12 protein-coding genes and 1 tRNA gene are annotated in these 15,431 nt (G+C 43.1%); 3 read left to right on the top strand and 10 right to left on the bottom strand.

From position 1 onward, the window contains the following. From HRT75_RS03295 to HRT75_RS03275, 5 genes are all read right to left on the bottom strand, one after another. Nucleotides 1-242: twin-arginine translocation signal domain-containing protein (locus tag HRT75_RS03295; RefSeq protein WP_291182652.1), on the bottom strand; the 242-nt coding region annotated here is incomplete at its 3' end. 12 nt (nucleotides 243-254) lie between these two features. Continuing rightward, the gene (locus tag HRT75_RS03290; protein ID WP_291182650.1) at nucleotides 255-713 is read right to left on the bottom strand and encodes a (2Fe-2S)-binding protein; all 459 of its coding nucleotides are present in this window, start codon (nucleotides 711-713) and stop codon (nucleotides 255-257) included. Nucleotides 714-831: 118 nt separating this feature from the next. Then, nucleotides 832-2,733: a DUF3857 domain-containing protein gene (locus HRT75_RS03285; RefSeq protein WP_291182648.1), complete on the bottom strand. Its 1,902-nt coding sequence runs from the start codon at nucleotides 2,731-2,733 to the stop codon at nucleotides 832-834. Nucleotides 2,734-2,787: 54 nt separating this feature from the next. After that, the gene (locus HRT75_RS03280) at nucleotides 2,788-3,531 is read right to left on the bottom strand and encodes a carboxypeptidase-like regulatory domain-containing protein (RefSeq protein ID WP_291182646.1); all 744 of its coding nucleotides are present in this window, start codon (nucleotides 3,529-3,531) and stop codon (nucleotides 2,788-2,790) included. An 85-nt stretch (nucleotides 3,532-3,616) separates the two neighbouring features. Next, entirely contained in the window at nucleotides 3,617-6,055 is a 2,439-nt protein-coding gene (locus HRT75_RS03275; protein WP_291182644.1) for a carboxypeptidase-like regulatory domain-containing protein, read from the bottom strand. 1,121 nt (nucleotides 6,056-7,176) lie between these two features. Between HRT75_RS03275 and HRT75_RS03270 the strand changes: the two genes are divergently transcribed. Then, complete coding sequence (locus HRT75_RS03270) at nucleotides 7,177-7,857, top strand: hypothetical protein (RefSeq protein WP_291182641.1); 681 nt, start codon at nucleotides 7,177-7,179, stop codon at nucleotides 7,855-7,857. A gap of 454 nt (nucleotides 7,858-8,311) precedes the next feature. Here the strand turns inward: HRT75_RS03270 and HRT75_RS03265 are convergent. Further along, nucleotides 8,312-8,385, bottom strand: a tRNA-Ala gene (locus HRT75_RS03265). 27 nt (nucleotides 8,386-8,412) lie between these two features. After that, a complete protein-coding gene (locus HRT75_RS03260) occupies nucleotides 8,413-9,207 on the bottom strand; it encodes a universal stress protein (RefSeq protein ID WP_291182639.1) in 795 nt (264 codons plus the stop codon). A gap of 46 nt (nucleotides 9,208-9,253) precedes the next feature. Here HRT75_RS03260 and HRT75_RS03255 point away from each other — a divergent pair, with 46 nt between their 5' ends. Further along, entirely contained in the window at nucleotides 9,254-9,772 is a 519-nt protein-coding gene (locus HRT75_RS03255; protein ID WP_291182637.1) for a GNAT family N-acetyltransferase, read from the top strand. Then, entirely contained in the window at nucleotides 9,765-11,093 is a 1,329-nt protein-coding gene (locus tag HRT75_RS03250; RefSeq protein WP_291182635.1) for an MATE family efflux transporter, read from the top strand. The genes HRT75_RS03255 and HRT75_RS03250 overlap by 8 nt, the downstream gene beginning before the upstream one ends. A 39-nt stretch (nucleotides 11,094-11,132) precedes the next feature. Here the strand turns inward: HRT75_RS03250 and HRT75_RS03245 are convergent, their stop codons facing one another. The 3 genes from HRT75_RS03245 to HRT75_RS03235 form a co-directional block, all read right to left on the bottom strand. Then, entirely contained in the window at nucleotides 11,133-12,611 is a 1,479-nt protein-coding gene (locus tag HRT75_RS03245; protein WP_291182633.1) for a hypothetical protein, read from the bottom strand. Between the two features lie 111 nt (nucleotides 12,612-12,722). Further along, nucleotides 12,723-13,469 (bottom strand): LytTR family DNA-binding domain-containing protein, encoded by a 747-nt coding sequence (locus HRT75_RS03240; protein ID WP_291182631.1) that lies wholly within the window; start codon nucleotides 13,467-13,469, stop codon nucleotides 12,723-12,725. Continuing rightward, nucleotides 13,469-15,421, bottom strand: a complete 1,953-nt coding sequence (locus tag HRT75_RS03235) for a histidine kinase (RefSeq protein WP_291182629.1) — start codon at nucleotides 15,419-15,421, stop codon at nucleotides 13,469-13,471. Before HRT75_RS03235 ends, HRT75_RS03240 begins: the two co-directional genes overlap by 1 nt. Nucleotides 15,422-15,431 lie beyond the last annotated feature (10 nt).

The raw sequence follows: 15,431 nt of genomic DNA, 5'->3' as shown, positions 1-15,431 counted from the left end.
GAAGTCTTTACTCCTTGACCAATCTCTGGATTGGGTGAAAATATGGTGACATAGCCGTCATCTGATATCTTGATGAAGGCATTGAAATCGTTAAAGTTCAAAGAAGCGATATCCACCGGGGGTTGAGCAGCTTCTTTACAAGCCTGAAATAAATTGAAACCAATGAGCATTCCGCCACCAGCTAAGGCCGAAGTTTTGATAAAACCCCGACGACTGAACGTAAGTTTTTGGTTGTTTTCCATGACGTCTAAGGGTTATGAGTTTTTAGCCGCTTGTGCAACAGCTTTTTCGATTCGATTATAGGCAGCACAGCGACAGATATTGCCGTGCATGGCATTGCGGATTTCATCTGATGTTGGACTCGGATTCTGTGCCAAAAAGGCCGAAGCCGTCATGATCTGGCCTGCTTGGCAATAGCCACATTGCGGCACGTCTACTTCCTTCCAAGCCACCTGGACTGGATGATCTCCAGCCTCTGACAGGCCTTCTATAGTGGTGATCTTCTTTCCTTCCAAAGCAGAGACTGGAAGTTGACAACTGCGCACTGCGTTGCCGTCTAGATGTACTGTACAGGATCCACATTGACCGATCCCACAGCCGAATTTAGTTCCTACCATCCCCAGTTCATCACGTAGTACCCACAATAGTGGTGTTTCAGGCGCGGCAGTTATGGTCCGGGATTCCCCATTGATTGTTATAGTAAGGCTTGCCATATTTGGTTAGTTTTTATTGAACTTTTAAGGTACAAAAAAAGCAAGCAGGACGATGTATTTTAACACCAATCTGCTAAAAATTAAGATTTTAAAAGGATAACGAAGTTTGCCTATTAGCTTATTTTTTAACCAATACCATCTTTGCAGCATCGCTTCTAGCAATGGAACGAAGAAAACCTCTAAGTTCAGCATATTCCTCTGGGGTTGCTCTAAAACTGCGAAGCACTAAGCTTCGGCTAACTTGCACGGCATTTTCACCATCTTTTAAGATCAACATGGTGTAGGTGCCGAATCTCGACTCAATATCTATGGGATATGGCATCGCATCTATTTTGTATCCCTCTGGAATTTCAATTCGAAAACTGGTATTGTCCATCCATCCACGAAGCATAACAGCCTCTTGGCTGCGGCTTTTGTAACGGCGTGGGATATAAGTGTATCGGTCCATTACATTGACCGGTACAATGACTTTCTCATTGGAGAAATTAGCAAAATCTGTGGCCGTAAAAACTACTTCTTCTCTAAGGCTGATTTGCACTTTATCTTCTTCCAGACTAATGTTTTGGATGTCGAGATTGTCTACATAACGCCAATAATTCTTATAGCTGCTCACGCGATCCTTTTGATCTTTATAGAGCATCGCACTTCGCGTGTCATACTGAATTCCTCGAGATACTAGACTTACTACTCCGCTGAGGGTTCCAGATGCATCTAGATTAAAGGTTCCGTCTGTGTTGAGGGTATTTCTTCCTAAATCATAATTAGGAGTGCGCTTAATGACGCCACCTTGAGGGGTAAGTGCCACCACATTTCTATTATCGGTAAAGTCTCCCAAAAAGTTAAAGGGCATGGTTTGACTGGTGCATTCCAGCCACAATTCTTCATCCTCTAAAGGCACATTTAAGATCACGTGATTGCCTTGTAAAGAAGCAAAATCAGCATCTATGCTTTTCTGATCTCGCCCGGCCCAAACCACACAGTAATTGGCCTTTATGCCTTGACTGTTAAGCAAGGCCATGGTTAAATTGGTCAATCCTTTACAGTCTCCATAACCTTTCTCAATCACTTCTGCAGCTGGATACGGACGCAATCCACCTATACCCAATTGCACGCTAATGTAGCGTGTATTGTCTTGCATGAATTCATAAATGCGACGCACCTTTTCTTTGGTGTTTGGAGCATCTGCGACCAAGGCGCTCACTTTAGAAACCACATCTTGTGGCAAACCGTCCAAGCCCGCAACTAGATTTCTGTATTGCCAGGCGCCGAGCTCCTCCCAATTGGATGCTCTTCCCTCAATACCGTCTAAACTAAAATGAGTCAATCCAACACGAACGCTGGGTATGAATTCCCAGGGAGAAGGACCCATTTCTTCAGCACTGGTGGCCATAATTTCACTGGCTGAGATTTCTAACAAGCCTTCACTGTCATTGACAGTAAAGACTCCTTCGGGATCAAAGACCTTATATCTAAAACCGAGATCCGGATTGTATTTGACCACAAAGCGCGTATTCCAAATGGAAGAATCGTAATAATCAATGAGGTTCCATGTAGGCAAATAAAAGGTGTCTTTACTTTCCGTTTCCGATTCAAAAACCAAAGTATACGGATATTGCGTGGGCGTGTATTGCAATACCATCAGGCGGCTGTCGCTGTACAGTGTACCTCCATCTACGGCGCTGATATCTTCAAAATCCCGCTTTCTAAAACGCTCTAGTTCTTCTCCATTCTTGTCAAGGATGGTAGCAGAGAGCTTGGTGATTCTGCGGTCGTCATCATAACTAGCGTAGGCAACCGCATCAGAATCTCCTCCTTTATTGTAAACGGTAACTACCCTTTTATGCCTGTAAACGATGCTGCGGTGGTCCGCAATCTCCAATTCATAGGTTTCTGCTACGGTAGTACTGTTGGCATCTTCTATTAAAGATTCTGGAATCAGATCTACTCGGTATTCTTCCTGCGCAAATAGCGAAGCATTAAAAGTGAGGAAGCAGAACAGAAAAAGATTCTTAAGGGTCATAAGCACATTGGTTATCTTAAAGCAAACTATGACTGCCAGGGGAGAAATCCAAATTTAATCCCGCTGCTCCTTGTACTGTTCCCATTTGGCCAAAAGGAACTCGGTGAGACTGAGGTTCATTTCTTCTGGAGTTGGCACTTTAACAGAGGTCTCCACACAATAAAGTAAAAACGGATAGACCTCTACTTCCTCCAGTCCCAACTCTTCCCTTAAAAACTCCTCCGGTATCGCAGCCTGCAACTCATCAATGATTACGTCCTGTTTTTCCCAACTATTGAGCATTTTGAGCTTTCTGATCCGTCCGTTCATAAGGTTCAAGATATAATCAAAGGAAATGGCTCCGTAATCATGTGCAGATGATGCAGAATAGAGTTTCTTCTCGGCATTTGAGAGTACTTTTGTTGGCATGATCGCTCCAAAATTCTGCTCAATGATCTCCGCGATCTGCTCGTCGGAGAGTTGATCTGAACGCACCACCACCTCATCGAGTTCAGTGGTCTCAGGAGTCATGGTGATGTTGATCGGCCCGAGATCCTCTGGAAGATCTTTAGCCACAAATTCAAAATTGGAAAAACTCAATCCAGCGAAGAGAATAGTATCTCCATCGTCATAACCGATGGAATAATTGCCGCGCTCATTGGTCACAGTACCTTTAACTCGGGTCAAATTAAGCACCGTAATTCCCTCCAAAGATCGGCCTTGTTCATCAGTGACGCGCCCTTCAAGACGTTGGGCTAAGGCATTGAATCCCACTAGGCACAGCAGGCCCAGTATCCATATGCGTTGGTTAGAAAGCATGCGCTAAACTCGCTAAATCTGTCAGGCAATACTGATAAGGCGCTGTTAAAATGAGCCCCTTCGCTGATAAATTCCTGTTAAGGACTTAGTCGTTATTTACCGCCAATAGAATGTCCGTCAGACGCAAAAGCTGCAATTTAACACGCTGATTTTGAAAGTTATACACCCGAACTTCCTGCCGCTGAGAAGGTTTTCCCCAATCGTAATAGACTGTTAACTTTACAAAAGTGGGTTCGGGCTTTTTGTTGCCGCGATAGGTGAAATTAACCAGCCATTCTCCGTTTTGTAGATCTTCCACAAAGAACTCTTTGCTGGAATAACCTTTGGTTTTTTCATCGGTGATCAAGTCTTGATTGTCTGCCAAGGAGTGATTGAATGAGTAGGCGCGTCGCTCTGGATTCACAAATTCGATGTCAAATTCAGCTTCCGAAGTATTCCACTCAAAGACCAAACGAACATCCGCACGGAAGTCTTGAATATCGTCGTGAATGGGAACAAACTTCTCCTTGATCTTGGCTTGATTGCTTCGGTTAAAGTAGATGTATTCCATCTCCGAATAAATGGTCTTCCCAATTCCTTCTCCACTGATATCATTGTCTCCCAAGATATAACTCATATACACCCGCCAAGCCAAAACAAACTGACTGTTCTCTAAATGTGCATTGGCCAGATCTCTAAAGGATTGTGCATATTCTGGACGCAAACGCGCCACTTTTTTATACTGCTCCACAGCAGCCTTGGTCATTCCTAATTCCTGGTAGAAATAAGCAATAGCCTTTTGAATCTCAGGATTCTTCAAATGCTTGTTAGAAAGCGCTTCCAGCACCTTTTGCGAATTGGACAGATCCCCATACTGCTGCGCAAACCATCGGGCTACAATAAGGCCTTGCCCGTAATTGGCAAGCGAATCCTGCAGGGATTCCATATAATAATCTAAAGCTGCTTCTGCAGAACCTTTTGCCTTTAGCGCGTCTAAAATCGGCTTGTCTGCTTCTGCAATTCCGCCATAACCCGCCGCATCATCTGAATAGTAATTCTGGTTCTGCAATTTGGCCAGATCTTCTTGCTTTTTCTTCTCGGCTGCATTGAAACTGCCGTACTTGGTCCGAATCACTATAACTCCTCCTGCACCTAAGGTTCCGTATTTATTAGTTGCCGCTAAGGACTTCAACGCATAGATGGCTTCTATTTGCGAGAGGTCTAAATAGGTGGGCTCATCGGTGGTGAAGACACCATCGACCTCCCAAGCAACAGGATAATCTTGTGTTGCTGAAGAAGAACCTCCCCGTAAATAGGCGCGTCCGTTCACGCCCACAGAGTAACCAGAAATTTTGCCTTTCAGGGCTTCTTTTAATGAGGAATAGGTATTACTCAGCTCTTCTCCGTCTACCATCCCAACGGCATAACCTGCCTTTGAAGGGTCAAAACGTCCTCGAGATGTTTCAAAAGGACGCTCGGCTTTTTTGCGTCGCTTTTCTGAGATGCCTTCCGCGGTGGTCACGGTGATCACTACTTCATCCAACTCGTTAGATACCTCAATCATTTCTAAGTCTATTCGGTTGGTTATATCTTCCACAAGAATCTCGATCTCCTGAAACGAAATATGGCTGAATATCAAGGTTTCTCCAGGGCTAACTTCAATAGTATAGCGGCCCCTTCTGTTGGTCTTAGTTCCTCGAGATGTGCCTTTTACCTTTATATTTACATCGGGTAAAGGAGCCTCCAAAAAGGTAATGGTTCCCTTAACTTCTCTGGGCTCGCCAAGAGTTTGTTTAGCAGGTGTTCCATCGGCATTTAAGGCATCGTCCTGATAAAAATTTTGGTTCTTATACTTTTCGGCTTCCTTGGCGCGTCTAGCAGCAATCTGCTCCGGAGCATTTATGGTTCGAATAAAGACTGTAGGGCCCGCACCAGGAACATTGGCCAAATACATCTGTACAATTTCGCTATAAGCGATCACGGGAGCCTCCTTCCATTCAATATCATCTAACATCCAGGTAAAGGGACCTTTTACCCCGGCATAGCGATCCTTCAAGGCTAAATTCAAATCAGGGTTGGCCAGCATTCGAATCTCTCGTTGGTCCAAATAATAAACCACACCTCCGTGAGCAGCTGGATTGAATTTCCGTCCTAATGGTGCCGCTAACTTCACATTCATAACCACTTCAAGGTCGTCTTCTTTTGGTGCAGGCGCATCCGCAGTGACCACTACCTCCTCTAAACTTTCCACAAAGTCATCCATAGGTACATTGAGAACCGTGGAAGTCTCTTCCAAAAGGATTTCCACATCTTTGAATCCCACATGACTGAATCTTAAGGTTTGACCCACTTCTGCGTTGATCTGATAGGTGCCATCGGCAGCTGTTTCTGTTCCCTGATTGGTATTCACCACGCGAATGTTCACTTTAACCAACGGGCTTTCCTGATAGGTTACTTTTCCGCTAACCGTGATGGTCTGAGCCATCATAGCCTCAGAAATAAACAAAGCAAAGAGAATTAAAAAGTAGAGTTTTCGAGTGTTCATAGCCTTTTTCACTGCATTCCTAGCAATTAGTATACAGAGTTACGACTTATGTAACAGATCTGGGTAAGTTTATATATTATTTAACCTATTGTGTTGTTCTGATGGAGGTTATTTGGGCGCCCCGTGAAGTGAACTTTGTTCTACTTCACGGTCGCGCTATCCGCTATATCTTTCCGCTACGCAGAAAGGATACCGCTGCTATCGCTGGCGCGGGGATGAGGAACGCTCAATCTCGGTCATCGAGTGGTTTTTACGAAGTAAAAATTGTATCGAGATGCCATTAAGAGGAAAGAAAGTGAGAATAAAGCGTTCCAAAAAAAGAGAATTCGGTTTATTTTTAATGTCCCTTTATGACAGAGATTGACCAATACTTTCTAAAAATAGACGCATTGATGAGCTCATTGTCAAATTGTGACAACCAGTTCTTGGATCGAATCAAGTACAAAAGTTTAACAGTGCTCATTGGTGATTTAAAACTGTATAAACCGAAAAGTAAAATCAAACACCATATTCAGAAATTAGTTGAATACTTGATATTCCTTGATGCAAACAAAAACAAAGGCTTAAGCAAAAAAGAAATTGTAAAAGATCAAACCGAGCACATTGTGCCGATAATTCTAACAATACAAGAGCGGTTCAAGGGATACGCGACTAAGTCCTATTATATCTACATAGTCCTATTGTCTTTAATACCAGACAGTGTGCTTTACTTCTTTACTTTGTTTGGCCTTAATTATAAAGTTCCCATATTTACAATAATGGCTGTTTTATATTCTATCTGGCAATGCTTAATAGCTTATCAAAACAATAAACTTTGGTGAAGGGATCAAGAGCTTCTGTCTGAAAAATTAAATCAACATGGAATGATAGATTTGGGAATAGGAATATTACTTGTTGTCTTAGGTATTGTGCTTTTGATCTATGAAGTAACAAACAAAAAAGAGTTTAGTTGGTACAGAATTTCAACACTCCCAAAAGTCTTCATCTTTATTTTTATCCTAATTTGGATTGGTATAACTGTAATAATTAAGGCATTTTAAAAATTTTGCACAAGCACAAGACTCTACCTAGTGCTTGCGTGAGCTGTTTCAAATCTTGTCGATTGTGCTTATTCGCTATCTTTGAATTTCATTTTAAGTATTGTTTTGAAAAATCTCAAAATCCTTGCTCTCTTTCTAGTCCTCTTTGTTACTATCGCTTCTACAGCCCAAACCTTCACAGGTGTAGTAACCTTTGACATTGATTTTGAGTTTGAAAAACACTTCAGCATTACAAATCGGGTCAATTATTTAACCCAATATGGAGAGCAAGCTTTAATGTTTTACATGCCCACAGGAGATACCGCAAGAAAATATCTCGATGCAAACGGTGAGCCTACCATGTATCAGCTTTACTCTCAAAAAGCAGGTGAACTTCTCTTTGTTGACGCTAATGGAGAAGACATTTGGGACCGCTTAGACACAACTGGCAACTCGCTGGAGCTGCTTAACTTTAAAGAGGTAGAATCAGAAGTTCTTGCAGGCCTAGAAAACAGCTGCTATGAGTATTATTCCAAAGACATTAAATCTGGTGAAGAAGTACTAGTTTATTTCTGTGCCAGTGAACATGCTCCCAAGCTCGATTATCGCCTACTGAGCAATCATGTGGAGTATTACCTGGCTGATTTCTATAAAATGACCGAGCGGCCCTATCTTAAATACCAGCTTGTTACAAATGACTTCACCATGACCTTCAATGCTACTAAAATTGAAGAAATGGGGGTTAAAGAAATGTTGCAGTTGCTAGGTTTGAGTTTGGATTAGGGTTTTTGAGAGGACATAGATGTCAGATTGAATTGGCTTTGTTCAATCTTCCGAACAATCACGGATTCATTTTGCAAGCAAAATGTTCCGAAGTGACTCGCACTACTGCAAATAGGACCGAGCGTTTAGAAAATGTCTGGTAGACATTTTTAGCGAAGGGGCCAGACTGCCGCGCTGGCAGTTTATGCGCGGATTCGCTGCGCGCTTCCGAACATTCTCGCACCCTCCAGATTCATTCAACTAGCGTTGAATGTTCCGAGCATTCACGCACTCTTCGGATTGATTTGTCTTCGCCAAATCTTCCGAAATGACTCACACTTATGCAAATAGAAAATCAACCCAACCTTCGGTTGGTTTATTTTTTATACCTCCAAGCGTTTATGAAAGTAAACTTTCAACTCGCTTTTCGGTATAAAAAAATCCACACCTTCTGGTGTGGATTTTCTGCTTGATGTGGAGAAGATCGGATTCGAACCGACGACCTCTTGACTGCCAGTCAAGCGCTCTAGCCAACTGAGCTACATCCCCATTGTGGGAAGCAAAAATAGTAAAATTTTATTCTTGTCCGCTTAAGATCAGCAAAGGTTTGCTGGTGTAAAAGTCTTTTTTCATAACCGCTGAGGTTTCCCACAGCTTTTGGAAGAATCCACGCTTTCTGCGGATCACGCAAAGCATGTCTGGATTGTTGGATTGGAAGTGCTCCAACACCCCTTGATAAATCGTAGCGTTTTCTGTGGTTTTGGTGTTGCTTTCAAGCTCCTTTAAAACCGCATCGTGCTCTAGGTCATTCTCATCAGTGTCTGGAGTGATCACGTGAAGTACATTGAGTTTAGCCGAGAATAGATTCAGCATCGCTTTAAGAGGGTCCAATAATCCTTCTTTCACGATCCTTCCGCTTTTAATAGCCATAAGGATCACCTCAACCTTTCTAAAAATATAATCTTGTGGAATTACCAAAACAGGAATGTCTGTTTCTTTGATGATCTTTCCAGTAATACTGCCTAGATAGACTTCGTCTTTGATATCAATACTTTGAGGAGAAACGATCATTAGATCAACACCCAGCTGATTAGAAATACGTGTGATGCCTTCAAAAGGGTCGCCTTTAATCGCGCGAGCGAGTACTTCGACATCTCCTGTATCCACAGAATCAATGATCTTTTGCAGCTGCGCTTCACTCTCTTCATGAAGCAACTCATTGACCTTGGTAAGCCCCCCAACTTTAGAGAACTCTCTGTAAAGATTTACTAGGTAAACTGTAGCTCCACTCATGGAAGCAAACTTTACAGCATAGTTCAAATTGTTGATTCCGTTTTCGGTATTTCCAACCGGTACGATTATCTTCTTCATTTTGGTGGTGGGTTTAATTACCTTTACACAAAAGTAATGCGAATTAATGATTCGGCTCGCAAAAAAAGAAGAAATACCGCAAATACTGGCCCTCACAGCGGCTTGTGCTCAGGATATGATCTCCCGAGGCATCTACCAGTGGAACGCACATTACCCTTCCAAAGCAGCCTTTGAAAACGACTTAAAACGCAAAGAACTCTACCTTTTATTCCAAGATGACATACTTGCGGGAACCATTACCATTTCCACCCTCAAGGATGAAGAATACCAAGAGGTCAATTGGCTAACCAAAGACGCAAAGCAGTACTATATTCATCGCCTGGCGGTACATCCTCAATTCCAAGGACAAGGTTTGGCGCGTTCGCTAATGGATTTTGCAGAAGGTCTGGCCAAGATCAATAATGTGACCTCCGTTCGGTTGGACACTTTTAGTCAAAACCATCGGAATCAAAAATTCTACGAAGCCCGTGGATATAAGCGTTTGGGTAATATCTACTTCCCCAAACAGAGCGAGCATCCTTTTTACTGTTATGAACTGCCCTTAAACACTAAAGGTCTTGGTTGATATCTCGTTTAAACGAATACAGCAATTGGCCATCCCAGCGATCATCTCGGGTATAGCAGAACCGGTGTTATCCCTTACAGATACTGCCGTTGTTGGGAATATCCCAGAGTTTGGAAAAGAATCCCTGGCTGCCGCAGGAATCGTCGGGACGCTGCTGTCTACCTTTATTTGGGTATTGGGGCAATCCAGATCAGCCATCACGGCAATCATCAGTCAAAATTTAGGTGCAGGGAATTTGGATAAACTCCGCAGCTTCCCAGCACAGGCCGTCTTTTTCAATGTGCTCACTAGCCTGATCATTTTGGCCTCCACCTATTTCTTTTCACGGCAGATCTTCATTCTAATGGAAGCGGACGGTCGCATTCTGGATTACAGTGTGGACTATTACAACATTCGTGTTTGGGGCTTCCCACTGACGCTGTACACCTTTGCGATCTTTGGGATTTTTAGAGGTCTGCAAAATACCTTTTGGCCTATGATCGTGGCCATAACGGGAGTAGTAGTTAACATCATTTTAGACTTTGCCTTGGTCTATGGCGTGGAAGGCTTTATCGAGCCCATGAACATTAAAGGCGCTGCTTGGGCCAGTTTAATTGCTCAGGCGGTCATGGCCATTTTGGTCACCGTACTGCTCAAAACCAAAACCAAAGTTTCGCTCCGCTTTAAGAAGACCTTACACCCAGAAGTCAAACGCTTGGTGAGTATGTGGGGAAATTTGGTAGTGCGCTCTTTGGCGCTGAACGCCGCCTTGATCTTGGCTGTTAGAGAGGCAACCTCTTTAGGGGATAATGAAATTGCTGGCTATACCATTGCCATTAACCTCTGGCTCTTTGCGGCCTTTTTCTTAGACGGATACGGTGCAGCTGGGAATATACTCGGTGGGCGATTGCTGGGAGGAAACGACTACAAAGGTCTTTGGTCACTTACCAAAAAGGTCTGCGGTTACAATTTGGTGGTCAGTGCAATTCTCATCACCGTTGGTCTTATTTTCTACACGCCGCTAGGAGTGTTATTCAATAAAGAACCTGAAGTACTTGCGGTATACAACGATATCTTTTGGTATGTTTTAGTGTCGATGCCGATCAGTGCAATGGCCTTTACTTTAGATGCGGTCTTTAAAGGTTTGGGTGAGATGAAATACCTGCGCAACGTATTGCTGGGTTCAACCATTTTGGGCTTTATACCAACGCTTTTTATCAGTAAGTATTTTGATCTGCAGATGGATGGGATCTGGTATGCGCTGCTCGTTTGGATCCTCTATCGCGCTTTGGCATTGATTGTTAAGTACAAGAATAAGTACTACGTTTTGGCCAAAAAATAAAGCCCCGATCCAAGGACCGAGGCTTATAACATTGAAGAGCTACTCTTCTATCACAACTTCCTGTGTTGTTTCCGCAAGTACATTGCCTTCCACATCAAAGGCAAGGATCTTCACTGGATAAGGAAATCCTACCGGTGCAGCTTCAAATAGTATGTCACCACGACCGTAGGTGGGTAAATCGCCATCTATCCCCATAAAAGACAATTCTACCTCTGTTTCTAGAGGGGTTGGCCCTTCAAAAGGTTCTTCAAAGGTTACTGTCACGCGCTCAATAGGATTCGCATCAGAATCTCCAACAGTTAGTGCAGTAATGCTCATTTCATAGGCATCGCCACCAGCCATGCTTTGAATAGCTAGAGTTCCAAAAGTCACTGGATCTGTTGGTGTTGGCCCGGTTACGTTGAATTCTGCTTCTAACACTGCAATAACTTCTCCGCCTTCATTAAAAACACTAATAGGCACTTGGTAGAAATCACCGATACTTACATTTTCTATGGGTTGAGGGTCTGATACGAATTCAAAATCCAATTCGCCATTTTCATCCAATCTCACACGACCTCCATCACTTAAATCAGGCCATTCCGCATAACTGGCTTGTTCCACATCCGTACCCTCAAGCTTCACGCGAATCACACTGTTGCCGTCGGTGCGAATTCTGTGCTTAGTGCTTTTGATCTGAATACCTTCTGGAGCTGTGTTTTCTATATTGACCACAAAAAGGTCGTCATCCATGATTTGTCCGAGCTCGTTTCTCACTTCCACAATAACACCTACGGAATTGGTCTCTGGATTGATCTTACTCCGGATATCTTCACCATCATTGTAGTCAATGACTTCAAGCTCCGCTGAGAGTCCAGTTACTTCTTTGAAATTGTAGACACGATCCGATGGTTCATAACCAATGGTCTTGTCTTTTTCAAGCATTCCATCTTCACTAATAGCCGTGAAATAGTAGGTAACGGTTGAAGAGTCCGTGCTGTCAACGGCTTGAATCTTGGTTTTGACTTTATAGTTTCCTCTTGGACCATTCTGCTTGATCTTTACAGTCAAGATATCCACTCCATCCTCATCTTGAGGCGTTAACCAAAGGTCTTGTGGAGTGCCAACTTGTTGATCTTCTATATCATAAAAGCTGATCTTTTGCTTGATTGGCCAGCCATTTGGGCTTCCGTTTTCAAAGTCAAGGCCATTGAAGACAAACTTTTTGTCTTCTCCGTCAAAGGCAGTGGCCTCTGCAGAATAAATGTCAATTGTTGGAATGAATTCATTGGTACTGAATACCTCTCCATCAATGCGCTGTACAAGATCATTGATGTCTGCAACAACGGTTACGACTTTATAGCCTACGCGGGGGCGTTGCTTGAGTTTTCCTCTACGGATAAAGGCATCAGCGGCTTTTCCACGAACTGTTGTCGCGGTTTCTTCAGAAGACACTTCTTCTTGTAATAGTTCTTGCTCACATCCTACCACAAAAAAGCTTATGGCAAAAAGGAGCATTAAATTTTTGATTAGTTTCATCGTGTGACGGTTTGATTATGGAAGCTAAGCTAGCCTTAATCAAGCCCTTAAACGGTCGCGAATTGCTGAAACGTCAATTTGAATTGCTGAATCCCATCAGCCTAAAGAAACCTACAGATTACTGATAAAGGCAAAGAATTCATCTCGCTTATCCCTGCTTATGGAAACCTGCTGATCATTGTCCATAACAATGTAGCCGCCATCACTTTTCACGTACTGTTTGATGTACTTAAGGTTGATCAAATACGAACGATGCGGACGGTAGAAATTGCTTTTCTCCTGCAGGGTGGGAACAAAGTTCTTGAGCGGTTTGCTCACCACCAACTCGCCAGCTTGGGTATAGAACGTAGTGTACATCCCTTCAGCCTTTAAAAGGATGATCTCATCTATGGGCACAAATTGAACCCCATCACTCACTGGCAAAGCGATCTTATTAAACTCTCCTTTAAGTAAACTGCTTCTTAAAGACTCCAGCTTCTCATTGATCTGAGATTTACCCAAAAGATTCATGGCTTTATCAACCGCTTGTCTAACCTGAGCAGGTCTTACGGGTTTGAGCAGATAATCTACCGCGGCCAATTGGAAGGCTTCAATGGCGTATTCACTGTAGGCTGTGGTGAAAATGATCTCAAAATTGACCACATCTTTCTCTATGAATTCCAAGATCTCCAAGCCAGAATGTTCGGGCATTTCAATATCTAAAAATACAATGCTGGGATGCTCTTCTTTAATGATAGCCACTCCAGACAAGAGATCTCCGGCCTCTAATATCTCCGTGATCTTAGGGCAATTCTCTTCAACAAGAATTCGCAACAGGCGTCGCGCTTTAGGTTCGTCATCAATGATGATACACTTCATCACAGTTCTTTTTTAATAGGTATGGACAATGCAACTCGCGTTCCGCACGCGAGTCCTTCTTTATCAAAAAGGTCAATGGTCTCCACACCGATCTTTTGAGATTTTTGGTAATTAAGCAATTCCAATCGAGACTGCGTTGCCTTGGTGGCAAAGCCTTTTCGCTTGTTCTGGGTTTGCTGTTGGATCTCTTTTACCCGAGCTCTTCCCACACCATTGTCTTCAATGATACATCGCACGGTTTTCGCATCTTCCATAGCAAAGTCAACCTTGAGCTGACGGTCTTGCTTTTTATGCAATAAGCCGTGCTTAATGGCATTCTCCACATAGGGTTGGATGAGCATTGTTGGGATCTTTACAAATTCATCCGGAAGCTCCGGATCTATCTCTATGTTATAGCTCAAAGAGTCCTCAAAACGAATGGCTTCCAATTCCAAATACATCGCTAAGGTATCCACTTCTTCTTGCAAACTGATAAAGCCCGCGTCGCTGTAGTTGAGATACTTGCGCATCAAATCGGCGAACTTACCTAGATAATCTCCAGCCAACTCCTTCTCATTGAGAATGATGTATTCCTGTATAGAATTAAGCGCATTAAAGATAAAATGCGGATTCATTTGTGCTTTCAAAGCCTTAAGCTCGCTGTCACGATACTGTTTTTCTAAGGCCAAGCGCTTTTGGGTCTCTCCGAGTTCCAGGGCGATAAGTTCTGCCTTTTTTTGAGCCCGACTGCGCCCAATATAAAAGATCCCAGAGCTCAGTAAAAGCAATAACATAATACCCAAACCAATTAGATAATAGCGATTGCGTTGACTCTCGATCTCTGCCTTTTCTTTGGCTGATTGGATACGTTCGGTCTCAAACTTGGTTTCCGCCTCGGCGATAAGCTGTCGCTTTTCCATCCCGAAAATACTGTCCTTGATCTTCACAAACTCCCGATTCTCTGTCATAGCTTGCTGCTGATTGCCCAGAATAGAATAAGCCACAAAAAGATGCTGATGGATCTTCATGAGAAAAAACAAATTCTCAGATTTTTGATAGCTTTTCAAGGCAGCTTTGTAAAATGGAATTGAACTCTCATGAAGCCCCATGATGGATGCTGCAGTGGCTTTGGTGTATTCTGCGTAAGCGATATTGGCACTCTGAGAGAGCGGCTCGTAATAATTCATAGCCTCATCCGCCAGGTTCAAAACACGGTTGTAAACCCCTTCGCGATCCTTTGCGGCATTGGATTTAGAAAAAAGCGTGTTTTTGAAATAGCGTGCCCGTTTCACGGCTACCAGTCCTAACCCTGTTTGCGTTTTTGCAATGGAAAAGAATTTTTCGGCCTCATCCAGGTGCTGCTCAGCCTTTATGTATCGCGGATCTTCATAAAGGTTGGTAAAAATATTGGCGAATTGCATATGTGCCCATCCCATTAAAAAAGGATGGCGCTCCGGATCTAAAACCGCCAAGGCTCGCCCCATTTCCTCGAGGGCTTTTTCATAAATTTTTTGCTCTCTTAAAACCTCGGTTCGAGCTATCTGCAAATGGACAAAATCTTCTGTGTTTGGATGATCTTCCAGCATTTCTAAAGCCTCCAAAAGCTTGATCATCGCGTTTTTATAGTCCCCGGCCAAGGTCAATTGCTCTCCTTGATTGATCAAGAGTTTGATCTGATATTCAGGGAGTGCTATTTGCTCGGTGATCTGCTCAGCTTCTGCTAAAAGCGCCGCATTTTCCTGGATATTGCGCATATTGTTATACTGAATCAGGCCGTAAATCAGCTTGAGTCGCAAAGTGTCTTTCTGAGTATAACTTTCGATTTGTTCTGGAGCCTTGTCCCAGTAATTGAGATCACTCGAGATGGCCTGCATGGGAAGCCATAATAGCAAGGCAAAGAGTCTAATGTGAGGAGGAATTTTGATCGGATTGTATTTTGAAGCCTCAATATCTTTATTTCTGCAGAAATTCACCAAGTCTTTC

Origin of the sequence: Gilvibacter sp. (assembly GCF_013214815.1) — a bacterium.
In the GTDB taxonomy this organism is placed as follows: Bacteria; Bacteroidota; Bacteroidia; order Flavobacteriales; family Flavobacteriaceae; genus Gilvibacter.
The sequence above is the reverse complement of the archived record's forward strand: the minus strand, read 5'-3'. Positions and strand labels throughout refer to the sequence as shown.